This window comes from Bizionia myxarmorum (assembly GCF_008086205.1).
GTDB classification, from domain to species: Bacteria; Bacteroidota; Bacteroidia; order Flavobacteriales; family Flavobacteriaceae; genus Algorimicrobium; species Algorimicrobium myxarmorum.
In genome coordinates, this window is record NZ_VSKK01000001.1 from 1,221,667 (window position 1) to 1,244,649 (window position 22,983).

19 protein-coding genes are annotated in these 22,983 nt (G+C 34.6%); 3 read left to right on the top strand and 16 right to left on the bottom strand.

All coding sequences use genetic code 11. The annotated features are described in order from the left end of the window. Positions 1 to 208 precede the first annotated feature (208 nt). The 12 genes from ES674_RS05495 to tamL all read right to left on the bottom strand — a co-directional run bounded on the left by ES674_RS05495 (position 209) and on the right by tamL (position 15,037). Positions 209 to 778, bottom strand: coding sequence for a hypothetical protein (locus ES674_RS05495; RefSeq protein WP_148402965.1), 570 nt, complete (start codon positions 776 to 778; stop codon positions 209 to 211). A 354-nt stretch (positions 779 to 1,132) separates the two neighbouring features. Next, positions 1,133 to 2,332 carry a glutamate-5-semialdehyde dehydrogenase gene (locus ES674_RS05500; RefSeq protein ID WP_148402966.1) on the bottom strand — a complete coding sequence of 400 codons (1,200 nt, stop codon included), beginning with the start codon at positions 2,330 to 2,332 and terminating at the stop codon, positions 1,133 to 1,135. Positions 2,333 to 2,343: 11 nt separating this feature from the next. After that, positions 2,344 to 3,120, bottom strand: coding sequence for a glutamate 5-kinase (proB, locus tag ES674_RS05505; protein ID WP_148402967.1), 777 nt, complete (start codon positions 3,118 to 3,120; stop codon positions 2,344 to 2,346). A 4-nt stretch (positions 3,121 to 3,124) separates the two neighbouring features. Then, positions 3,125 to 3,931, bottom strand: a complete 807-nt coding sequence (gene proC / locus ES674_RS05510) for a pyrroline-5-carboxylate reductase (protein WP_148402968.1) — start codon at positions 3,929 to 3,931, stop codon at positions 3,125 to 3,127. 312 nt (positions 3,932 to 4,243) lie between these two features. Continuing rightward, positions 4,244 to 5,680 carry a glycosyltransferase gene (locus tag ES674_RS05515; protein WP_148402969.1) on the bottom strand — a complete coding sequence of 479 codons (1,437 nt, stop codon included), beginning with the start codon at positions 5,678 to 5,680 and terminating at the stop codon, positions 4,244 to 4,246. 219 nt (positions 5,681 to 5,899) lie between these two features. Next, positions 5,900 to 6,385 carry a hypothetical protein gene (locus ES674_RS05520; RefSeq protein WP_148402970.1) on the bottom strand — a complete coding sequence of 162 codons (486 nt, stop codon included), beginning with the start codon at positions 6,383 to 6,385 and terminating at the stop codon, positions 5,900 to 5,902. Positions 6,386 to 6,598: 213 nt separating this feature from the next. Then, positions 6,599 to 7,351 carry a hypothetical protein gene (locus tag ES674_RS05525; RefSeq protein ID WP_148402971.1) on the bottom strand — a complete coding sequence of 251 codons (753 nt, stop codon included), beginning with the start codon at positions 7,349 to 7,351 and terminating at the stop codon, positions 6,599 to 6,601. A 227-nt stretch (positions 7,352 to 7,578) separates the two neighbouring features. Further along, positions 7,579 to 9,858 carry a polyribonucleotide nucleotidyltransferase gene (locus ES674_RS05530; RefSeq protein ID WP_148402972.1) on the bottom strand — a complete coding sequence of 760 codons (2,280 nt, stop codon included), beginning with the start codon at positions 9,856 to 9,858 and terminating at the stop codon, positions 7,579 to 7,581. 152 nt (positions 9,859 to 10,010) lie between these two features. After that, positions 10,011 to 10,280, bottom strand: a complete 270-nt coding sequence (rpsO, locus tag ES674_RS05535) for a 30S ribosomal protein S15 (protein WP_148402973.1) — start codon at positions 10,278 to 10,280, stop codon at positions 10,011 to 10,013. Between the two features lie 135 nt (positions 10,281 to 10,415). Continuing rightward, positions 10,416 to 11,273, bottom strand: a complete 858-nt coding sequence (accD, locus tag ES674_RS05540; RefSeq protein ID WP_148402974.1) for an acetyl-CoA carboxylase, carboxyltransferase subunit beta — start codon at positions 11,271 to 11,273, stop codon at positions 10,416 to 10,418. Between the two features lie 125 nt (positions 11,274 to 11,398). After that, complete coding sequence (fbaA, locus tag ES674_RS05545; protein ID WP_148402975.1) at positions 11,399 to 12,466, bottom strand: class II fructose-bisphosphate aldolase; 1,068 nt, start codon at positions 12,464 to 12,466, stop codon at positions 11,399 to 11,401. A gap of 45 nt (positions 12,467 to 12,511) precedes the next feature. After that, on the bottom strand, positions 12,512 to 15,037 hold the full coding sequence (tamL, locus tag ES674_RS05550) for a translocation and assembly module lipoprotein TamL (protein ID WP_170233967.1): 2,526 nt from the start codon (positions 15,035 to 15,037) through the stop codon (positions 12,512 to 12,514). A gap of 184 nt (positions 15,038 to 15,221) precedes the next feature. Between tamL and ES674_RS05555 the strand changes: the two genes are divergently transcribed. Then, complete coding sequence (locus ES674_RS05555; protein WP_148402976.1) at positions 15,222 to 15,941, top strand: RNA methyltransferase; 720 nt, start codon at positions 15,222 to 15,224, stop codon at positions 15,939 to 15,941. Between the two features lie 104 nt (positions 15,942 to 16,045). Here the strand turns inward: ES674_RS05555 and porT are convergent, their stop codons facing one another. Continuing rightward, positions 16,046 to 16,759, bottom strand: coding sequence for a type IX secretion/gliding motility protein PorT/SprT (gene porT / locus ES674_RS05560; RefSeq protein ID WP_148402977.1), 714 nt, complete (start codon positions 16,757 to 16,759; stop codon positions 16,046 to 16,048). Between the two features lie 4 nt (positions 16,760 to 16,763). Beyond that, on the bottom strand, positions 16,764 to 17,489 hold the full coding sequence (ubiE, locus tag ES674_RS05565; protein WP_148402978.1) for a bifunctional demethylmenaquinone methyltransferase/2-methoxy-6-polyprenyl-1,4-benzoquinol methylase UbiE: 726 nt from the start codon (positions 17,487 to 17,489) through the stop codon (positions 16,764 to 16,766). A 236-nt stretch (positions 17,490 to 17,725) separates the two neighbouring features. Here ubiE and trkA point away from each other — a divergent pair, with 236 nt between their 5' ends. Together trkA and ES674_RS05575 are read left to right on the top strand one after the other, a co-directional pair. Beyond that, complete coding sequence (gene trkA, locus ES674_RS05570) at positions 17,726 to 19,075, top strand: Trk system potassium transporter TrkA (protein WP_148402979.1); 1,350 nt, start codon at positions 17,726 to 17,728, stop codon at positions 19,073 to 19,075. Positions 19,076 to 19,077: 2 nt separating this feature from the next. Further along, positions 19,078 to 20,571, top strand: a complete 1,494-nt coding sequence (locus ES674_RS05575) for a TrkH family potassium uptake protein (RefSeq protein ID WP_148402980.1) — start codon at positions 19,078 to 19,080, stop codon at positions 20,569 to 20,571. A gap of 69 nt (positions 20,572 to 20,640) precedes the next feature. On the opposite strand, the gene ES674_RS05580 is transcribed toward ES674_RS05575, so the two are convergent. After that, entirely contained in the window at positions 20,641 to 21,828 is a 1,188-nt protein-coding gene (locus ES674_RS05580) for a pyridoxal phosphate-dependent aminotransferase (RefSeq protein WP_148402981.1), read from the bottom strand. Between the two features lie 31 nt (positions 21,829 to 21,859). Further along, positions 21,860 to 22,954, bottom strand: coding sequence for a fatty acid desaturase family protein (locus ES674_RS05585; protein WP_148402982.1), 1,095 nt, complete (start codon positions 22,952 to 22,954; stop codon positions 21,860 to 21,862). Positions 22,955 to 22,983 lie beyond the last annotated feature (29 nt).

A 22,983-nucleotide genomic window follows, 5' to 3' on the forward strand; every position in this document is an offset into this window, starting at 1 on the left:
TATCAATTCGTTTTTTAATCGTCGTGCGGTTTGTTTTTCGGCTTGTTGGCAACGGTTTGCGTGTATGGGAAGTAGCGGATTTAAAAGTATTTCAATTTCAGTTTGGCACCGACTTTTATTAATAGTACTGACCTTTGAATTAACACTGTAACCGCTATTTCTTATACACGCTGTTAGCGGTAGGTATTGTTAATCATTTGCTACGTATTCAATACTCACCCGCTTCAATCCATTCTTCAGAATGCGCATTTTTAAGTCGAGTCAGTCGAAAGTTCAAAAAGTCTTTCGTTGTATATTCTAAATTATATGTTAGAATATCCGGACTAGGTTCGTAAGGGCGAGGGTTGTATGATTTAACATTTACTCTGATTAAGTAAGAATTATCAGCTAATTTTCCTTTTACGGCTGGAAGTGTCCATAATTCTCTTCCATAAATAAATCTAGATTTTTCAGGTACATAACTATTTAATTTTGTTAAGAAATCATCACCTTTTGGTAAGGCTTCTACTGCCTTTATTGAATCATTTTTTATAAGGAACATACTATTCAAAAGAAATCGCCCGTCCATTAGTGACCAAGCTATTACTTCTCCTGGAATATATTCGTAAAGGTCCGGTTTTTCTTCTAAATGCTCTATTGATTTTTGGAATTCTAATAAAACCTTTTCAGCATAATTTTCAGGTTTGAATTTCTTTTGCAATTCTTCTACTGTATAAGGCTGAGCATTGGAAATTGTCCAAATAGAAATAAAGCATAAGAAGGTAAATATTTTGTTCATACAAATATAAGGTTATTAATTTTTTTAGTTTTTTTGTTCACTTACTGCCAACTCGTTATATAATAATTTTTATTGTTGATATCCCGGAAATAAGTCATGATAAGTAACTATTTTTGTTGTTGTTATCCCGTAAATATAATTTATTTATGGCAGCATCCAAAAACTACTTTTTTCTGTAAACCTTCTCTAATTACAGGTGCATATATTATAATGGTTTCTGGTCTAATATGTCCATGACTCCCTTTAAAAGCGTTCTTGATACTTGCCTATAAAAATCGCGACACTCTAAATGACGCAAAAAAAAACGGCATCAGTTTAAAACCAATGCCGTTTGTAAATATCTTTTAATACTATTTAAACACGTACATGACCATCGCCAAATACATAATATTTATTCGTTACCAATTGCTTTAAGCCTAATGGTCCGCGGTGGTGTAACTTATCTGTACTAATAGCTAATTCAGCACCAACACCCATTTGTCCACCGTCTGTAAAGCGGGTAGAGGCATTGTGGTAAACCGCAGCACTGTCTATTTGCTGCATAAACGTAGCGGCTTCGTTTTTATCTTCCGTCATAATAACCGAGGAATGTCCGCCGGAATAGGTGTTAATTATGCTTATAGCTTCATCTAGTCCATCCACTTCTCCAATTAGGATTTTCATGGCTAGAAATTCTTCATACCAGGTATCTTCATTCGGAATTTGAGTTTCATTGGTTAGAATCGCGCCGATTTTTTTATCAACTACCAATTCAACACCAACATGTTTTAAGGTTTTTTGAAGTTCATTAACTTTAGCTTCATAATTGAAAATGTTTTTGTCAATCAATACTTTATCTAAAGCATTGCAACCCGAAATTTTATCTGTTTTCGCATTGATAATCACTTTAACAGCTTTTTCCCAATCGGCATTTTTAGAAACATATAAAAAGTTGTTTCCACGACCTGAAATTAGAACGGCACAGGTGGCGTGATCTTTAACGAACTTAATTAAACGTTCGCCACCACGAGGAACGATTAAATCTATTTTTTCCGGCGGATTTCTTAAAAACTCCTGTGTTTCTTCACGCTTTAAATGCAACAGCTTAATCCAGTCTTTAGATAGTCCGTTTTCCGCTAAGGCTTCATGCCATAATTTTTCTAAAATAAGATTACTATGAATAGCTTCTTTTCCACCTTTCAATAAAATTTTGTTGTTGGCTTTAAAGGCTAAAACAGCAGCTTCAATGGTGACATCTGGTCTGGATTCATAAATAATCATGATGGTTCCAAAAGGTGCCGTTTTATTGGTTATTTGTAAACCTGTGTCCAATGTCATATCCGAAATAGTTTTACCAACTGGATCTTCTTGATCGCGAACTTCTTTAATAGCCTGAATCATACCATCAACTTTGGCAGAGTTCACAACTAAACGGTCGTATAAGGCTTGATCTTCTTTATCAAAAGCATCTAAATCTTGTTTGTTTGCTTTTATAATGTTATCCCGTTCTCTATCAATAAGTGTAATCATTGAATTTAAAACGTCATTTTTTTTATCTGTATGTAATAATTCCATGTGTTTTGTTTTTAGTTAATAAATTTGGTTCCGACTTCCTTATTATCTAGGATATCAACAATAACGTTTGCACGTTTTCCATTGGCAATATAGGTCGGAATGTTCCTTTTTGCAGATCCTTTTGCAATACGTAATTTGGACGCCATGCCACCACGGCCTTCACCTTCTTTTTTACCGGAAGCTTTTACATATTGTTCCACATCTTGATTACAGGAAACTTCATTAATTTTTATGGAATCTTCATCGTCAGGGTGACCTGTGAAGAGTCCTTCAGTATCTGATAATATAATTAAACGGTCGGCACCAATTAATTCGGCTACCAAGCTGGCTAACTCATCATTATCTGAAAACATAGACATGGTTATGGAAACGGCATCATCTTCATTAGCTATGGGTACAATGCCTTCAGACAATAAACCTTCATAACACTTAATCATGTTTTCGCGGTGTTTGCCAGGGGCAAAATCGCGTTTTGTTGCTAAAACTTGTGCGCATCGCATACCGTAGTCGTGAAATAAACTATAGTAATGACGCATCATTCTGGGTTGTCCTACGGCTGAATAGACTTGGCGCCGTACGGATTTATCCGTAAGTTTCAATTCGCCTAAAACTTCTTTTCCAGCAATAGCTGAACCAGAAGAAACTAAAACCACCATCACATCGCGTTCATAGAGGACGGCTATTTGACGGACTAATTCTTTTAAAACCGGTCCAAGAATACGGTTATCTTTATTTGTTAATACGTTTGTTCCTACTTTTACTACTACGCGCTTAATGTCGTCGTCCATGTTTTTATTTTTCTTTTCCTAATTCTACTGCTCTATCAAATGCGGCATAAGCGGCATCTTCAATGAGCTGTTTTACATTATTATCGTCCATAGAATCTATGGCTGCTTGTGTGGTTCCACCTTTGGATGCTACGCGGCTAATCCATGTTTCAGGAGAAATATCTGATTGATTAAATAATTCTATAGCGCCTTCAAACGTGTTGCTTACTAATACTTTAGAATCGTAGGCAGAAAAGCCCATTTTTAATGCTGCATCCAGCATGGATTGCATAAAGTAGAATACATATGCGGGTCCACTTCCTGAAATACCGGTTGAGGCATCAATGAATTTCTCGGTGCTTACATGAATAGAGGTTCCTGTCGTATCTAATAAATTGCGAACCATGATGAGTTCTACTTTTGAAACCGCTTCAGATTCTGTATATGATGTAACACCTTTACCAACTTTGGCTGGTAAATTAGGCATAGCACGAACTACTTTCGTGGCACCTAATTGGGTTTTTATGGTATCAATGGTAACACCCGCCATTAAGGATACAAACAATTGCTGCTCGTTAATTTGCGGCGCCATCGTTTTGAATAATTCTTCCGTATGATATGGCTTTACGGCAAGAAAGACGATGTCTGCTTTTGGTAAGCAATCTTCTAAATTGTCGTAGACGTCAAAATGTGGTTCTTTGTTTAAGGTTGTAATTTTTTTCGGATCAGTGTCATATATTTTCAGATTCTGTTTTCCTAATAAAGGCGATTTCGCCATACCTTCAGAATACGTTAATCCCATATTTCCTGCTCCAATTACTAATACTTTCATGTTATTGTAATGTATTGATTATCACTATTAATTTCTATATAGAGTGCAAGGACTGTACGGAATGCCTATAAAAAACATTTAATTTTAAGAAATCCCATATAGAACAACACTAGTTCTAATAGTTAGGGAATTCGTAATGAATTAGCTTATTTATTATGAATATGATAATTTCAATTTTTATTGAAACTGCCAAAAAGGTGACAGGCTGTCGGGAAAACAGCATATAAAGTATGAATCAGATAAAATTTCACATAAAAAAAGCCTTACAATTTCTTGTAAGGCTTCTCTTTCTATCTTGAAAATAGAACTAATTTATTTTTTTTCTTCTAACCCACGTGTTAACCAGCCGCGTCTACTTGCTGTAAATATAGCGTAGGGTGTAATCCAGAATAAACCGAATGTAAATAATACGCTGTAGGTATAAGCCCAAATGGATTCTTTAATTTCATAGCGATGTGCGTAAAACAGTACCGAAAATGTAGAGGTTACTAATATGCTCAATAATGTGGATCCTAAAAATAATAACGGATGCGTTAAAACAAAGAATAACATAAAGAGTACAAACGGATAACTCATAATGATGCGTGAAAATTGACTTATAAAAAGTAAACGTGTTCCAAATTTGTTTTCTTCCTTGAAATTGGTAAAAACATATTTAGCCATATTTATATTTTCTCGAACATTGCTACGTCCCCATCTAATAAACATTTTATAGAGCCCAGGATATTGTTCTGGAACGTTTGTATAAGCTACAGCGCTTCTTTGAAAGAGCACGTGCCTCCCTTGTTTTAAAATCATGTTGGTCATGGCGCGATCTTCACCAATATCTGATGGTTGCCCCATAAAAGTTTGATTAATCCATTCTGGAAGGCAGTCAAAAACAGCTTCACTGCGGTAAGCAGCTAAAGCGCCTGGTGTACATAAAACAGAATTTAAAGTGCTTTCTGCTGAACGAACAAATTCAAAACTCATTACAAAACTAACGTCCAACATTTTTGGAAGCATCGCTTTCTTATTATTCAAAACGCGAATGTTTCCGGCTACAGCCCCACATTTTTCATCTGTAATAAAAGGACTCACTAAATTTCGTAAGGTTTCAGGCGTAACAACAGAATCGCTATCAACCGTAACAAAAACATCACCAGTTCCTAAATTGAAACCACGGTATAAAGCATGACGTTTTCCTTTATTTTCTGGTTGTTGGAGAATTTCTACGCGCTTACCTAATATTTTTTTAGCATCTACCATCCAATCCCAAGTGTCATCTAGACTTCCATCATCAATGGCAAGAAGCTGTATTTTATCATGTGGATAATCACTGTTAGCTAAACTCATTAAGGTATCCCATACTTGTTTCCCTTCGTTATAGGCCGGAACAATTATAGTAACGGTTGGCAATTTTTCATTTGAAACTGATTCAATAGCCTTATATTTAAAATATTTATAGGCTATAAAAAGAAAGTAAAATATTTTGAAAGCAAATAGAGAACCTGCTATGATGAAAAAGGTTAAACCAATTGCGGAGCTTCTTCTATCTGCGTTAAATTGTTCAAAGTCATTATAAAATACGCTGAATAAGTAAACGCCCATGGCTATAAAGATCATGGTGCTTATTAAAATAATTTTATTGTATGAACTTTGAGTTTTGCCACTACCATTAAAAGTGTGTGCTAAAAAATTCTTAAGTTTCTGGGTTCTATTTGGAGTTTGAGATTCTAATGTATTCGGAGTTGTAAATTTGGCAGCCATGTATCCTTCAGTCGTTATATTATTAATGCTTTTAGGTATGTACGGGCTTGATAGTGTTTTAGACGCTTTTTAATCTTTTATTAAGAAAAAATTATGCCTTTTATCGAATTTAAACGTTTTTGAAGGGAAATTGGAGGATTTAACTTTTGGGTGTAGAGAATCTAAATGGATTAAAAAAAGGTAGTATTATTTGTTATATACGGATGTTGTGCGTAGGTTTTAGTCGTGTACTTTATTAAACCAAGGGTCAAATTTTTCACCGTCAATCCTATCACTTTTAGTTCTTTTTTTTGTTATAAGTTTTCCATTCTTTTTTATTTTATAAAGTTTTCCATCTTTAAAAAATAACTTATTTTTATGAACATCTTGTTCTCCAGATGATCTTGGCCAAAATACTTCTTCGTAACTATTGGCTGAAATCAATTGAGCTGTTTTATTTCTCGATAAAATTAAAGAGTCCTTTTTTCCAGCAATTCTCAAAGTATGATAAGAAGGAATAGCTTCGTAATAAATAGTGTCATTCTTAACTCTCCACTTTCCTTTAGACCAAAATCCCTTAAAATGGAAAGAGGCATTATATTCATAAGTATAGTCTGAATTAAAGATATATTCACTTCCAAAATTGTCTCTATACTTTCCTACAATATCATCTTTTTGAAAAAGCATAAAAATTATTATAGAAGATATTAAAAATTTTATTTTCATATGCTTTTTATGAAATTTGAAAATATTTTTTCATAAAAAATTATATCAGATAGGTTTTCTTAACTTACGCACAACGGTTTTTTATTTGAAAAGTGCGTGCTTGAGTCAGCGGATTTTCGGAACGAAAATCGGATGAAAGCAAGTACGCACTTTCCTTTGGTTTAGCACTAAATTACGCATTTTTTATATACAATGTTGCCATCAGTTATTTATTCAGAGATACCATTGACTTAAAAAACTCGGATTTTCTTTATCCTTTTCGTAATAATATATTCCGATTAGTAATTTGCTATTGTCAGGTACTTTGTCTTTTATTCCTTTGTCGAAACTCGACCATTCTGTTTTCTTTATTATCTCAATCAGTTTTTGGTCAATTGGATTTTCGAAACCACTAATTTCTGTAACATTTTTAATTTTCAAATCAGATTCAAATGCTATTTCATAAATTCCATAATTTTTCTCAAGTTCGATTCCCTTAAACTGCTCTAAATCTTTATGAAGTTTTGCTCTTTCTCTGTAATTTATTTTATCGGTAAAGTCAATATTCTTTGATTTAAACATTTTTAAAATATCTAATTCTCTTTTTTGTCTTTTTGCATTTCGATTGTTTAAATATAGTAATCCAGAACACATTCCAATGCTATATTTTCCATCCTTATTTTTTCTTGCATAAATAATTAATTCAGTATTTTTTGGAATAAATATAGAACAAGAACTTCCCATTCCTCCATCACTTCTTCCAGCAACATAAATTGATTTTAATTTTTCTCCTTTAAATATTTCACTAATTATAATATCAGCTTTATAAAGTTCTCTTGAGTTTTCGTTTTTATAATTTTTTACAATTGTCGCTTTAGCAACGAAATCGGATTCAATATATTTTTCAGTTATTTTTGGGTCATCGCAAGTGCAAGCGAAAACTCCGATTGAAAATAGAAATATTGTTATTTGCAGGATTTTTTTCATAATTGGTGGCAACTCGTTATATAACAACTTTTATTGTCTATATCCCGCAAATAAGTCAGGATATTTAAATTTTATGGCAATAGGACGTTGTGAATTATGTAAATGGTTCAAGTGATGTATTAGACATAATTGCTAAAAGTGCATTCTTGAACTATAAATGTACAAAAAAACCTCACAGGTTTTAAAATCTGTGAGGTTTGGAAATTATTTAAAAAGAAGACTACTAATTATTCGTCCTTCTTATCTTCTCTTGGTTTTCTGTCATCACGACGATCATCACGACGGTTATCACGACCTTTATTGTCACGAGAACCTCGGTTATCACGTCCGCCAGATCGACTATCAGAACGACTGTCATCTCTTGGTGGTCTTTCTACAAAACCTTCAGGTTTAGGTAAAATAGCTTTACGCGATACTTTTTCTTTACGTGTTCTAGAATCTAATCCGAAATATTTCACATCAAAAACGTCTCCCATATTAACAACATCGCTAACATTTTCAGTACGTTCCCAAGCTAATTCACTTACGTGTAAAAGCACTTCGTTTCCTGGAGCATCCATATATTCAACAACAGCACCAAAATCTAACATCTTGATTACTTTTACTTCGTATACGCTACCAACTGTAGGTTTAAATAAGATAGAATCTATTCTTGCCATAACAGCATCAATACCTTCATTACCTACACCTAAAATTTCAACAATACCTTCTTCAGTTACTGGATCTTCGTTAATAACGATAGTTGTTCCAGTTACTTTTTGCATTTCTTGAATTACTTTTCCACCTGGTCCAATTAAAGCACCAATGAATTCGTTAGGAATACGTCTAGTAACCATTTTAGGAGCATGTTCTTTAACATCTGCATTTGGTTGTGCAATTGTTTCAACTATTTTATCTAAAATGTGTAAACGACCATTACGAGCTTGTTGCAATGCTGCTACTAAAATCTCGTATGATAATCCTTTTACTTTAATGTCCATTTGGCAAGCTGTAATACCTTCAGCCGTTCCAGTTACTTTAAAGTCCATATCTCCTAAATGATCTTCATCACCTAAAATATCAGATAAAACTGCATATTTTCCAGAAGCTGCATCAGAAATTAATCCCATTGCAATACCAGAAACTGGTTTTTTCATTTGAACCCCAGCATCCATTAGTGCCATAGTTCCAGCACAAACCGTTGCCATTGACGACGAACCGTTTGATTCTAAAACTTCAGAAACAACTCTTACTGTGTAAGGACATTCATCAGGAATCATCCCTTTTAATGCACGTTGCGCCAAGTTACCATGACCCACTTCTCTACGAGATGTTCCACGGATTGGTCTTGCTTCACCTGTACAAAAAGGTGGGAAGTTATAATGTAAATAGAAACGCTCTTCACCTTCATAAGATGGCATATCTATTTGGTTAGCATCTCTTGACGTACCTAAAGTTACCGTTGCTAAAGCTTGAGTTTCTCCACGTGTAAAGATGGCTGAACCGTGTGTAGAAGGTAAATAATCTATCTCACACCATATTGGTCTAATCTCATCTGTTTTTCTACCATCTAAACGCAAACCTTCATTTAAGGTTAAATCACGAATAGCAGATTTTTCAGCTTTACGGTAATAATCAGAAACTAAACCACCATAATCCGCTAATTCTTCTTCAGAAAAAGTGGCTTTGATGTTTTCTTTTATTTCTTGAAAAGCAGCGCTTCTTTCATGTTTAGCAGATCCAGCTTTTGCAATGGCATACACTTTATCATAAGCCATATCATGAATCTTCTTCTCTAAATCGTCTTCTTTTCTTTCGCCTTCATATTCACGAACTTCTTTTTTTCCAAATGCTTCTGCTAATCTTACTTGAGCAGCACATTGAATTTTAATTGCTTCGTGAGCAAATTTGATGGCTTCTGCCATTTCTTCTTCAGAAATTTCATCCATTTCACCTTCCACCATCATTACAGAATCAGCTGAAGCACCAATCATCATATCGATGTCAGATTCTGCTAATTGTGCACGTGTTGGATTGATAATGAATTCACCATTTACACGACCAACTCTGGCTTCAGAAATAGGACATTCAAATGGAAAATCTGATAATTGAATAGCTGCCGAAGCGGCTAAACCTGCCATAGCATCTGGCATAACGTCATCATCATGAGACATTAATTGAATCATCACCTGTGTTTCAGCGTGATAATCTTTTGGGAATAATGGACGTAAAACACGATCCACTAAACGCATTGTTAAAACTTCACCATCACTAGGTCTTGCTTCTCTTTTGAAGAAACCACCTGGATAACGACCTGATGCAGCAAATTTCTCTCTGTAATCAACCGTTAATGGTAAAAAGTCAACATCACTTTGTTTGTAATTGGAAACAACTGTACATAATAACATACATTTTCCGGACTGAACAACAACAGAACCATGGGCCTGTTTTGCTAATTTTCCTGTTTCGATGGTGATTTCTCTACCATCGCCAAGGTCTATAACCTCTTTAAATACTTTTGGAATCATAAATTTTTAATTCTAATTAAACATTGGTAGTTGTGTTGTGTAGTAGTATACCCAATGAAAAACTATAATAGCTTCTTATTTACGCATTTTAGACTCTTACGAATGAGTTACTTATAAAACAAAAAAGAGGCGCGAAGCCTCTTTTATTGTGATTATTTTCTTAATCCTAATTCCTTAATAATAGCACGATATCTTAAAACATCTTTCTTAATTAAGTAATCTAGTAAAGCACGACGCTTACCTACTAACATAACTAATGAACGCTCTGTATTATAATCTTTACGATTACTTTTTAAGTGTGCAGTTAAGTGTTCAATACGTTGTGTAAAAATGGCTATTTGCCCTTCTGCACTTCCAGTATCGTTTTTTCCGCTACCGTGTTTTGCGAAAAGCTCTTGCTTCTCTTCTTTTGATAAATACATTCTAATATTATTGTAAATGATTGTTATGTATATGAAAGATTTTCTTTCAAGGTGCAAATATAGTAAATTTTACGTATTCAATCGTTTTTTGTTAAAAAAAGACATACGCTGCAAATTTAAGTAAAATGCTATATGCTATGCTCTTAACGGTTGATTGGTAATTAAATCAATATATAAATTGACTTTGTTTTTTAAATCTCTTCGGTGTGTAATGAAATCCAAGAAACCGTGTTCTAATAAAAATTCCGATGTTTGGAAATCGTCTGGTAAATCTTGACCCGTTGTATCACGAACCACTCGTGGTCCTGCAAACCCTATTAAAGCACCAGGTTCTGCAATATTAATATCGCCTAACATAGCAAAGGAAGCTGTTGTTCCACCTGTTGTTGGATCCGTACATAAAGATATATAAGGAATTCCGGCATCTGCTAATTGCGCTAAAACAACAGAGGTTTTTGCTAATTGCATTAAGGACAAGGCGGCTTCCATCATTCGGGCACCTCCCGATTTGGAAATAATCATGAAAGGTATTTTTTTCTTTAAAGCGTATTGCCCTGCTCGCGCTATTTTTTCACCAACCACAGATCCCATAGAACCTCCAATAAAGGTGAAATCCATACAGGCAACCACTAAATCTTTTCCTTTAGATTTTCCTACTGCTGTACGCACAGCGTCTTTTAGTTGCGTTTTTTCTTGAGCCGCTTTTAAACGGTCTGGATATTTTTTAGTGTCCTCAAATTTTAAGGGATCTTTAGACTCTAATTTCATATCAAACTCTTTGAATGAATTGTCGTCAAATAAGATTTCGAAGTATTCTTTACTTCCAATTCTTACATGATAACCATCTTCAGGACTTACATAGAAGTTTTGTTCTAATTCTTTCGCATCTACAATTTTACCTGTAGGCGATTTATACCACAACCCTTTACGAGTGTCTTTCTTTTCTTCCGTAGAAGTTTGAATTCCTTTTTCTTTTCGTTTAAACCAAGACATATCGATTAACGATTTTTAGTTATGCGATTAACGATTTTCACTATTAAAAATCGTCAGGACTCGCGTTAATTAGACTAGCAAAATTACACGTTTATATTTAATGCCGTGTTTATTGCGCTTTTATTTTATAAAGTGTTCACGTTATTTAAGTCTTCAAAAGCCTTTTTTAAACGTTCAACAAATGTTATTTCTCCTTTACGCATCCATACGCGTGGGTCGTAATATTTCTTGTTTGGTACATCGTCTCCATCTGGATTTCCTATTTGCGCTTGCAAATACGCTTCCTTTTCTTTCATATAATCACGAACACCTTTTGTGAAAGCATATTGCATATCGGTATCAATGTTCATCTTTATCACACCGTAACCAATCGCTTCACGAATTTCTTCAACCGTACTTCCAGAGCCACCGTGAAACACAAAATCAATATGATTATGCGGCACATTGAATTTTTTTGAAACGTATTCTTGAGAATTCTTAAGAATTTTCGGGGTTAATTTTACGTTACCTGGTTTGTAAACGCCATGTACGTTTCCAAAAGCAGCCGCAATGGTAAATTGGTCGCTAATTTTGCTTAATTCTTCATAAGCATAAGCTACTTCTTCTGGTTGCGTGTATAATTTAGAATCGTCAACATCGGTATTATCAACGCCATCTTCTTCACCACCTGTAATGCCTAATTCTATTTCTAACGTCATGCCCATTTTGCTCATGCGTTTTAAATAAGTTTTACAGATTTCGATGTTTTCTTCTATAGGTTCTTCACTTAAATCAATCATATGCGAGCTGTAAAGTGGCTTGCCTGTTTCTTTAAAGTGTTGCTCACTAGCATCTAATAATCCGTCTATCCATGGTAATAACTTTTTGGCACAATGATCAGTATGCAAAATAACAGGAATTCCGTATGCTTCTGCCATTAAATGCACGTGTTTAGCTCCGGCAATACAGCCTGCAATGGCTGCTTTTTCGTTTTCATTACTTAAACCTTTACCAGCATTAAAAACGCCACCGCCATTAGAAAACTGAATAATAACAGGTGCATTTAAGTCCCTTGCTGTTTCTAAAACACCATTGATACTGCTAGAACCTACCACATTTACCGCGGGTAAGGCGAAACCTTTTTCTTTGGCTAGTTTAAAAATAGCTTGAACTTCGTGTCCGGTTGCAACGCCAGGTTTAATAGAATGTGACATGATTTGTTGTTTTTTAGTGAAACAAAAATAATAAAATTAAATAGCTTAAAAGGGGTAATTGATACCAATGTTGTAAACTGCGTTGTTGAAATTATAATCCTGGAACCAACGATTGCCTTTTTGGTAAGCTGGATTATAGGTTTTAAATCCGACGTCAAAGCGAAATATTATAAATCCAAAATCATAGCGCAATCCAAAGCCTGATCCTAATGCAATATCTTCTAACGATTCAAAATTGGTAAAAGTGGCTTGTGGATCTTCAATATTATCGAGCGCATTCCAGATGTTTCCTGCATCGGCAAAAATGGCACCATAGAAATCTTCAAAAACATTAAAGCGGTATTCTAAATTGAAAGCCAGTTTCATGTTGGCTTCGTTAAACTCATCATTACTGTCTGAACTTCCAGGTCCTAAATTATAAGCGGTCCAAGCACGGTTATCATTAGCGCCACCTGCAAAGAAACTCTTTGAAAAAGGAATACTATTGGAGTTTCCGTAAGGAATAGCAATCCCGAAAAAGGTGCGGAGTGCCAATACTTTTTTTCTACCTAAATCCCAATGTTTAATATAATCTAATTCCACTTTTACATATTGGGAATAGGCTACATCAAAAATTTCATAATTGTCGCTCATGTTTTTAGGAGCTCCAAATAAACTAGATCCTAATGACATTAAATTTCCAGCCGATTCTAATTTTCCTCTAAAAATCCAGAAATTCTCATCAAATAAACTGGTTCTGTTATCGCGAACATAGTTGTAACTGGAAGCAATAATTAAGTTATTCTCTGTTAAACGCTCTTGACGCTCATTGATATAATTAATATTTTGAATATTATCCTGTGTTAAACCAGTTGGTGGATTGTTACCTATAGATTCCTGAATAAATATGTTGGCTTGGTCGGGAATGCTTAATTCCTCATTTTGGCCTATATAGTTAATGTCTTGAGCAATATCATTTAAGGTGTTGTATGATGTGCTGTAAACGTTAAAGTAATTGTCAGGATTCAGGTTTTTTACATATTGAATGCTGAATAAATCAAAACGATTGGTAACCTTTTCATTCGGTTTCCAACGGTAGTTTAGCGTTCCTGTAAGCGTTTGTTTGTCCAAACCAATATTGGTTTGACTAGATGTTGAAATACTCATCCATGTGCTTGGCGACATGCTTTTAGGGATGATTTTATTGGTGTTAAATGGCAAGAATATTCTAGGAATGGTTAATTTCAAATCGGCTCCCCATTCGTTAATATCAAAAAATTTATCTTGATCGTTTGCCGCATCCTTGGAGGCTCCAATAGATCCGAAAGCGGTGAGTTGTAAGGTTTCGGCACCACCAAAAACATTTCGCATTAAAACCGATGGATTAAAAGACAAGCCAACCGTTTGAATATTACTTTGAGAAACCTCCGCACTGAATTCCAAACCAAATTTCTTTAAAGGTGTCAAATATACATTGGCCGTTAATGTGGTGTCAGCATTTTCAATATATTCAATGTTTGGATATTTAAAGGTGCGTAATTCTGAAATATGTCTGTAAGACAAGGTTCTATTTCGATCTCTAAATATAGAATCGGGCGTAATAAAAATCGCGTCAGTTAAGGCTTTGGGTCTAAAGCGCAACTTGTCATTACTATATAAGTTATAGCCTCTATATTTGGCTGAATCTTTTTGCTGTTTATTTCTATCAGAATACGAATAGTCTGTAAAAATATTAACTTCTTTTATTTTGTAAATATTGAAAGGTTCGCGTCTCGATGAATCTTGATTTTTAATTAATCGGTTGCGAATTTGCAATTCCACTTTTACTTTTTTATCCGTTTGAATGGTATCCATTTCAAAATAAACATAATCTTCAGTAAAATGAAATACGCCGTTATTCCTGAAGTTATCAGTTAATCTATTTTTTTCCTGTTCAAAAGTGGAGGTTCTGTACTGTTTGTTTAATTGAATTCGCGATTTCTTTTTGGATTTGTTATAAAGCGTGTCAATTGCTGGAGAAGAAATATTAACAGTCAAGGAATCTACAAAATACGGATCGCCAGTGGTGACATAATAATCCACTTGCGCGCGACTAGAATCTATTTTAATTATTTCAGAAGTTGCTGTAGCCGTAAACCAGCCGTTGTGAAAATAATAGGCTTCCAACCGATTCATAGAGCGCTTGGTTTTTTCTGGGTTTAAAATAACCGGCGCTTCCCCCGTTTTCTTTAACCAATTATTAAAACCTTTGCGGGAATCAATATATTGATCCAGCTGCTTTTTAGATAAAAAACGTTCCAGATTTCGTTCGCGATTAGGCTTTTTCGCAATATTAGCTTCTAAAATAGAATCAATATTTGGTCGGGCTAAATTATAAATATGCAACCTTATGGGAACTGTTAAAAGTTTTCGGTTGGCTTTTTGGTATAATAAATTGGTAATGGTTTCGGTATTATTGGCCTTGTCATTTATATATACCGTATTTTTCGTCAGCAATTTTTCATCGTCGCCAACACGTTTTATGGTGTTGCAAGATGCCAAGAGCAGAACGAAACTAATATAAAGTGGTATTTTTGAAGAATGTATTCTCAAGGATTCTTAAAATTATAAAAATTTGGCGATGGTTTTTGTACGTAATTACGGCTGACAAATACTCTCAAAATTGTTTCAAAAATACATTATTTCCATTGAAATAAAGCATTAATATATTGACACATTTAGAAAGCTTTTTATTTTATTCTTTTTAATTTAGTAGCCACCAATAAAAAGCGGTTTCATGTTATCAAAAAACCAAATAAAACAACTAACGCGTTTAAAGCAAAAAAAGTACCGACAGCAAGACGGTTTGTTTATTGCTGAAGGTATAAAAACCATTCAAGAGCTTTTAAATTCAACATTAATCTTACAGCAATTATATACGGTAACCACCTTTGGTTTGGACGCTGATAAGGAAACCATTATTGATGAAAAAGATTTAAAGAAAATAAGCGCTTTAACAACGCCCAATCAAGCTTTGGCGGTTTTTGAAATTCCAACCATCGAAACCCATTCCGAAACCGGATTAATTTTAGCATTAGACGATGTTCGTGATCCTGGAAATCTGGGTACTATTATTCGTTTATGCGATTGGTTTGGAATTACCCAATTAGTTTGCAGTGAACAAACGGTAGATTGCTATAATCCTAAAGTTATTCAAGCCACCATGGGTTCTATAACGCGTGTTCAAGTAAGTTATACCAATTTGAATTCTTATTTAAGTGAGTCCGTGCTGCCAATTTATGGGGCCTTTATGGATGGACAAAACGTTTATAAAGAGAAATTGTTACCGGAAGGTGTTTTGGTTATGGGAAACGAAGCCAACGGAATTTCAGAAAACATAGAAAAGCGCATTACGAAACGCATTAGCATTCCGCGATTTGGAGAAATTCAAGCCGCCGAAAGTTTAAATGTAGCCACAGCAACCGCTATTTTGTTGAGTGAATTTAGAAGGAGTTAGTTTTTAGATGTGCAGATGTTTGGATTTGCAGATGAGTTGATGCGTGGATGAGGAGATGTGGAATTTTGAAATTTTAATTACCTCAAACCCCAAACCTCAAAACTCTATTGAAATGTGAAATTCAAAAACACACCACGTGTTTTCATGCTGTTTATGTTTCCGGTCCAAGGACTATTCGGATCTAAATCTGGAACAATTTCATTATTTAATGCGAAAACGCCACGAATGGAAGGTGTAAATTTAAAGTAGTATAAATAGAAATCTACGCCAAAGCCTACTTCATAAAAAACCATATTTTTCTTGGTTCTAAATTGACCACTACTATTATCGTCTGGGTTATTTTCGTTACTGGATAAATTTAAAGCTGTAGATAATCCTCCAACCACAAAAGGTTTAAAGTTGTTAATTCGTTTTGTAGAAAATTTCATTAATAACGGAAAATGAATGTAGGTTGATTTTACTTCACGTTTTAAATCCGAATCGGTATAGGTCATACCATTAAAGTAACTTTCGTCATAAATCAAATTTCGAGTCGTAATATATAAACCGGGTTCAAAACGCAGATCCATATATTCCATAACCCGCAAGTTTCCAATTAAACCCACACTAAAACCGCCTGTTTTTTCGACTAAAATATCTTTTTGATTCGCATTATAATCAAAATTGAAATCGTAACTATTGTAGCCTAAAAAGAAGCCATAGCTCAAAAGCTTTTTGTCATCAGTTTCTAAATTTCTAATTTTTTCTTTTGAAAATAATTGGGCAGAAGCTACTTGTGAAAGTAAAATAAGCCCAAAAAGAAGCAGGTTTTTTTTCATAAAACTATTTTGATAATGTATAAATAGTCGCCACCCCGAAGGTTTGTGGCAAGTCATTCACATTAGTAAACCCAATTTTACGTAAAATATTGTTTAATTCTTCACCAAAAGGAAAAACAGAAGCCGATTCACATAAATAAGCGTAAGCCGTTTTATCTTTTGAAAATAGTTTGCCAATAAGTGGTAAAATATTTCTAGTATAAAAATTATAGCCTTGTTTATATGGTGTTTTGGTGGGCATGGACGTTTCAAGAATCACAAATGTACCGTTTGGTTTTAGCACGCGGTAAATTTCAGCCAAGCCTTTTTCTAAAGTTTCAAAATTTCGAATACCGAAAGCAACCGTAATGGCATCAAAGGAATTATCTTTAAAAGGCATATTCTCGGAATCGCCCAAAACCATATCAATTTTATCGTTCAGGTTTTTGTGCGCTACTTTTTGTTTACCAATTTCTAGCATCCCGCTACTAATATCAAAACCAACAATTTTTTTGGCGTTGGTTTGAGCAAGCATAATGGCTAAATCACCGGTTCCTGTAGCAATATCTAAAATGTTTTTAGGATTGCTAGCTTTAACAATGGCTAACACTTTTTTACGCCAAGACACATCAATGCCAAAAGAGATAACCCGATTTAAACCATCGTAGTTTCCAGAAATAGCATCAAACATTTGCGTAACCTGTTCCTTCTTCCCAAGGTCACTGTCTTTATAAGGATTTACTTTTGACAAGGTGTTTTTTTTTGCAAATATAAACTAATACCCAACCATTAAGCAACTAGTTAGTAAATTATTATAAACGCCGGTTTTTTATGCGAGTCCTATTTTTTCCTATATCTTTGTTCCACTTTTTAATAAAATACATTTGAAACTTTAAAGATTTAAGGTATTGCAGTTCTAAATAAAATTGTGATAGGTATTAATCAGAGGTTTCTTATGAATATTGAGAAAACAATTAAAATACACCAATGAAAATAATTATTGCGGGTGCTGGTGAAGTAGGATTTCATTTAGCAAAATTATTGTCCTATGAATCGCAAGAAATTACCCTAATAGATCCTGATAAAGAGAGTTTGCTTAACGCCGATAATCATTTAGATATAAAAGTTGTTAAAGGCGATGCCACATCTATATCTATTTTAAAGGATTCACGCGTTGCGGAAAGCGATTTAGTTATTGCTGTAACTTCTTCAGAAACAACCAATATTACCGTTTGCGTTTTAGCCAAACAATTAGGCGCTAAACGTACCATAGCCCGTATTTCCAATACCGAATTTATACAGCACAAAGACGAAGTTGGTTTTACCAAACTCGGAATTGATGAGCTAATTTCGCCAGAAGCTTTAGCAGCTGCGGAAATTAGATTGTTGTTGGACCAATCGGCTTTTAGTGATACCTATGAGTTTGAGGGAGGCGCACTGACTATGGTAGCTCTTAACTTAACGAGAACGATGGCTTTTGCTGGAAAAACGGTAAAAGAAGCGGCAGAAATTTTCCCGAAAATACATTTTGTTCCTATTGCTATTCAGCGCTTTGGAACCCAGTTTACCATTATTCCTAGAGGTGACACCCAATTAAAAGATGGTGATCATGTGGTTTTTATTACATCAGAAGGTGGCGCCGAAGAATTATGTAAAATTACTGGAAAAACCAATAGAGAAATTAAGAATGTTATGATCCTTGGTGGCAGTAAAATTGGTTTTAAAACGGCTCGCGATTTGGCTGGTAGTGGTTTTAATGTGAAATTAATTGAAAAAGATAAAAACCGGGCTTTTGATATTGCTGATGAACTTCCAAATGTATTGGTTATAAACGGCGACGGTAGAAATGTAGATTTATTGGAAGAAGAAAATATTGGCGATATGGATGCTTTTATTGCGGTAACAGGTAATAGTGAAGTGAATATTATGTCCAGTTTGGTAGCAAAATCTAAAAACGTTAAAAAAACTATTTCGTTAGTTGAAAACATGGATTATTTTGAATTATCGCAATCCATCGGTATTGATACGCTAATCAATAAAAAACTTTTGGCAGCCAATACTATTTTTAGATATGTAAGGCGTGGTGAAGTAGTAGCCATGACTAAATTAAATAATATGAACGCTGAACTTTTAGAATTCAGAGTTAAAGCGCGTTCCAGAGTTTGTAATAAATTAATAAAGGATATTGATTTCCCAAGATCTGCTATTATTGGTGGCGTTATTCGTGACGGCGTTGGAAATATTGCTTTAGGTTCTTTCAAAATTCAAGAAGGAGACCGTGTTGTAATTTGTGGCTTGCCGCGTTCTATTAAAGATGTTGAAAAACTATTTTTATAGGTATGAAACTGAATTATAAAATTATATTTCACTTTTTAGGTCTTTTACTTCTATTTAATGGTGGCTTTATGCTGCTATCCACACTTGTAAGTTTCGCGTATACAGATGGTATAACCTTTCGTTTATTGATGGCCGCTATCAGCACTATCGTAATCGGTATTGCATTAATGCTTCCAACCCGTAATCATGAAAAGATTATGAATAAACGGGAAGGTTATATAGTGGTTACCTTTGGTTGGCTTATTATGGCTTTTTCAGGAACTTTACCTTATGTTTTTACGGGTGCCATTCCCGATTTTTCTAGTGCTTTTTTAGAAACAATGTCGGGCTACACGACAACAGGCGCTACCATTTTAAGCGATATTGAAAGTATACCAAAAGGTGTGCTGTTTTGGCGAAGTATGACGCATTGGATTGGTGGAATGGGAATTATTGTTTTGGCCATCGCCATTTTGCCCTTGTTGGGAATAGGAGGGATGCAGCTTTTTGCAGCCGAAGCACCAGGTCCAACTGGCGATAAATTACATCCTAGAATTACCGATACCGCTAAACGGTTATGGCTTATTTATGTAGGCTATACGATTGCTGAAACTATTTTATTGAAATTGGCAGGTATGAATTTCTTTGATGCTATAAATCACTCTTTAAGTACCTTGTCTACAGGTGGGTTTTCGACTAAGAATGACAGCGTGGCTTACTGGAATGATCAACCGCTTATTCAATACATTATTATTTTCTTTATGTTTTTGGCGGGAACCAATTTTGTTTTAAGCTATTTTGCTTTTAAAGGAAAAGTTCAAAAGGTGCTTAAAGACGAAGAGTTTAAACTCTATTTTCTGTTTACTGCTATTTTTGCTATTATAGCTGCATTGATTATATATTTTAAAGCAGATCCATCCATTTCATCTATAGATCATCCTATGGTTTGGGGCCAAGCAGAAAGTGCTTTCCGTCATGCTTTATTTCAAGTTATAACGGTTATTACTACCACGGGTTTTATTACGGCCGATTATACCTTATGGTCGCCATTTTTAGTGGTTTTCTTTTTCGGATTGATGTTTTTAGGTGGTTCTGCTGGAAGTACCTCTGGAGGTGTGAAAGTTATGCGCCATTTAATTTTGATTAAAAATGGTTTTTTAGAATTCAAACGGGCGCTCCATCCCAATGCTGTTCTGCCAGTTCGTTATAATTCAAGAGCCGTTTCCGGTGAAATTGTTTTTAATATTCTGGCCTTCTTTATTCTGTATATGTTGTCCTTTATAGTAGGTTCTTTGGTATTCTCCATGTTTGGATTCGATTTAATGTCATCCATTGGAATTGCCGCTTCCAGTTTAGGTAATATAGGTCCAGCTTTTGGAGCTTTCGGACCCGTTAATAATTACGCGGCTTTACCGTCTTTAGCTAAATGGTGGGCCGCCTTCTTAATGCTGATTGGACGTTTGGAACTTTTTACGGTCTTAATATTATTGACGCCTTTTTTCTGGCGAAATAGATAATCTTAAAACTAAAAAATCCACTTCGTTTGAAGTGGATTTTTTATATAATATAATAGGTGTTTAATCTTTTTAACTTACAGCTTCCTTAATTCGCTTAATCGCTTCTACAATTTGCGCTTGGCTAGCAGCATAGGATAAACGGATGCAATTGGGATCGCCAAAAGCATCACCTGTTACGGTTGCTACCAACGCTTCTTCTAATAAGAACAATGAGAAATCGGTTGCATTATTAATTTTTATTCCTTTCAATGTTTTTCCGAAGAAAGCAGAGATATTTGGAAATACGTAAAAGGCGCCTTCTGGTGTATTGTTAATAAATCCAGGCACATCATCCAACAACGTTAAAACTAAATCACGACGAATTTTAAACTCATCAATCATGTATTTTACACGAGTTGGCAATTCGTTTAAAGCAGTAATTACAGCGCGTTGTGCAATACAGTTAGCGCCACTAGTTACTTGACCTTGCATTTTAGTACAAGCACGAGCTATTTTTTCTGAAGCACCTAAATAACCAATTCTCCAACCCGTCATGGCGAAAGCTTTAGAAACACCGTTAATAGTTATAGTTCTATCAAACATATCAGGAAACTGTGCCATACTTGCATGACCATCTTGTGTAAAGTTGATATGCTCGTATATTTCATCAGAAACCACATAAATGTTTGGATATTTCACAAGAACATCAGCCAAAGCACGAAGTTCCTCTTTGCTATATAATGAGCCACTTGGATTACAAGGTGAACTGTACCAAATCATTTTAGTTTTCGGTGTAATAGCCGCCTCTAATTGCGCTGGCGTCATTTTAAAATCGGTAGCAATACTTGTTTGTACTTCTACAGGAACACCTTCCGCAAGCTCTACAATATCTGCATAACTAACCCAATATGGACATGGTAAAATAACTTCATCTCCAGGGTTAATCATTACTTGTGCCACATTATACAATGCTTGTTTAGCACCTGTGGAAACCACAATTTGTGGTAGTGTATATGTTAAGTTGTTATCACGTTTAAATTTAGTGATAATGGCTTGTTTTAGCTCTACATACCCATCAACTGGCGTATAAGCGCTATAATTATCATTGATAGCCTGAATAGCGGCTTCTTTAATATAATCAGGTGTATTAAAATCTGGTTCACCCAAACTTAAACCAATAATATCTTTGCCTTCCGCACGTAATTCACGTGTTTTAGCAGCCATAGCCAAAGTGGCTGAAGTGGCCATGTTTAAAACTCTATCTGAAAGTACATTCATGTAGATTTATCTTTTTAAATTGAAAAATTAATTAAGCTAATACGGGTTTTACGCCAAGCACTTTTAATTGGTTGTAGTGTTCTGCAATAGCGGTCCAAATAGAATTGTATTCGTTATATGGTAAGCTAAATTCATGAGCCGTTTCCCGAACTATATTTGCTATGTTTTTATAATGCACATGGCTAATATGAGCAAACAAATGATGTTCCACTTGTCTGTTTAATCCACCTGTATAAAACTCAACCATCCAGCTTTTCGGAGAAAAATTAGATGTTGTAAATAATTGGTGAATAGCCCAGGTATTTTTCATGGTGCCGTTTTCATCTGGCATTGGCATATCTGTGTTTGGCATAACGTGCGCTAATTGGAAAATAAGACTTAAAATAACACCAGCCGTATAATGCATAATTAAAAATCCAATTAATACTTGCCACCATGCGAAACCTAATGATAATGGTAACACTACCCAAAGGGAGTAATATAAAATTTTACCAATAATTAACTTGGTCCATTGGGTTGCTGGATTAGGAAAATCACCGTAAGATAATTTTCTTTTCAAATAAATATAGGTTTGTTTAAAATCTGTAGTAATGGCCCAGTTAACCGTTAATAATCCATAAAGAAGAAATGCATAATACTTTTGGTATTGATGAATTTTCAACCATTTAGAATGTTTAGAAAAACGGATAATACGTCCCGCATCAATATCTTCATCATGTCCTTGAATATTTGTGTAGGTATGGTGTAAAACATTATGTTGAACTTTCCAGTTGTAATCGTTTCCAGCAAGAATATGAATACTACTTCCCATTAAGGTGTTAACCCATTTTTTACTAGAAAAAGAACCGTGATTGGCATCATGCATAACATTCATCCCAACACCAGCAATACCAATTCCAATTACCACTACACATATAATTTGTGCCCATCCTGGTAAACTAACCGTTAATAAAAGTATAAGTGGCCCTAAAAGTAAGGTGAACATGATAATTGCTTTGATGTATAATTTCCAATTACCTGTTTTTTTTATATTATTCTCTTTAAAATAATCGTTGACACGTTTGTTCAGTGTTCTGAAAAATTTTGCAGAGTCGTTTCGCGAGAAAGAAAGCGCTTTATTTGTCATACTATTTAATATTAAAAAGAAATAACGCT

Coding starts and splice junctions, on each gene's coding strand:
- ES674_RS05585 (WP_148402982.1), bottom strand. CDS start 22,954: ATGACAAATAAAGCGCTTTCTTTCTCGCGAAACGACTCTGCAAAATTT.
- ES674_RS05525 (WP_148402971.1), bottom strand. CDS start 7,351: ATGAAAAAAATCCTGCAAATAACAATATTTCTATTTTCAATCGGAGTT.
- fbaA (WP_148402975.1), bottom strand. CDS start 12,466: ATGTCACATTCTATTAAACCTGGCGTTGCAACCGGACACGAAGTTCAA.
- trkA (WP_148402979.1), top strand. CDS start 17,726: ATGAAAATAATTATTGCGGGTGCTGGTGAAGTAGGATTTCATTTAGCA.
- ES674_RS05580 (WP_148402981.1), bottom strand. CDS start 21,828: ATGAATGTACTTTCAGATAGAGTTTTAAACATGGCCACTTCAGCCACT.
- ES674_RS05555 (WP_148402976.1), top strand. CDS start 15,222: ATGTTATCAAAAAACCAAATAAAACAACTAACGCGTTTAAAGCAAAAA.
- accD (WP_148402974.1), bottom strand. CDS start 11,273: ATGTCTTGGTTTAAACGAAAAGAAAAAGGAATTCAAACTTCTACGGAA.
- rpsO (WP_148402973.1), bottom strand. CDS start 10,280: ATGTATTTATCAAAAGAAGAGAAGCAAGAGCTTTTCGCAAAACACGGT.
- proC (WP_148402968.1), bottom strand. CDS start 3,931: ATGAAAGTATTAGTAATTGGAGCAGGAAATATGGGATTAACGTATTCT.
- proB (WP_148402967.1), bottom strand. CDS start 3,120: ATGGACGACGACATTAAGCGCGTAGTAGTAAAAGTAGGAACAAACGTA.
- ES674_RS05520 (WP_148402970.1), bottom strand. CDS start 6,385: ATGAAAATAAAATTTTTAATATCTTCTATAATAATTTTTATGCTTTTT.
- ES674_RS05515 (WP_148402969.1), bottom strand. CDS start 5,680: ATGGCTGCCAAATTTACAACTCCGAATACATTAGAATCTCAAACTCCA.
- ES674_RS05530 (WP_148402972.1), bottom strand. CDS start 9,858: ATGATTCCAAAAGTATTTAAAGAGGTTATAGACCTTGGCGATGGTAGA.
- ES674_RS05500 (WP_148402966.1), bottom strand. CDS start 2,332: ATGGAATTATTACATACAGATAAAAAAAATGACGTTTTAAATTCAATG.
- porT (WP_148402977.1), bottom strand. CDS start 16,759: ATGAAAAAAAACCTGCTTCTTTTTGGGCTTATTTTACTTTCACAAGTA.
- ES674_RS05575 (WP_148402980.1), top strand. CDS start 19,078: ATGAAACTGAATTATAAAATTATATTTCACTTTTTAGGTCTTTTACTT.
- ES674_RS05495 (WP_148402965.1), bottom strand. CDS start 778: ATGAACAAAATATTTACCTTCTTATGCTTTATTTCTATTTGGACAATT.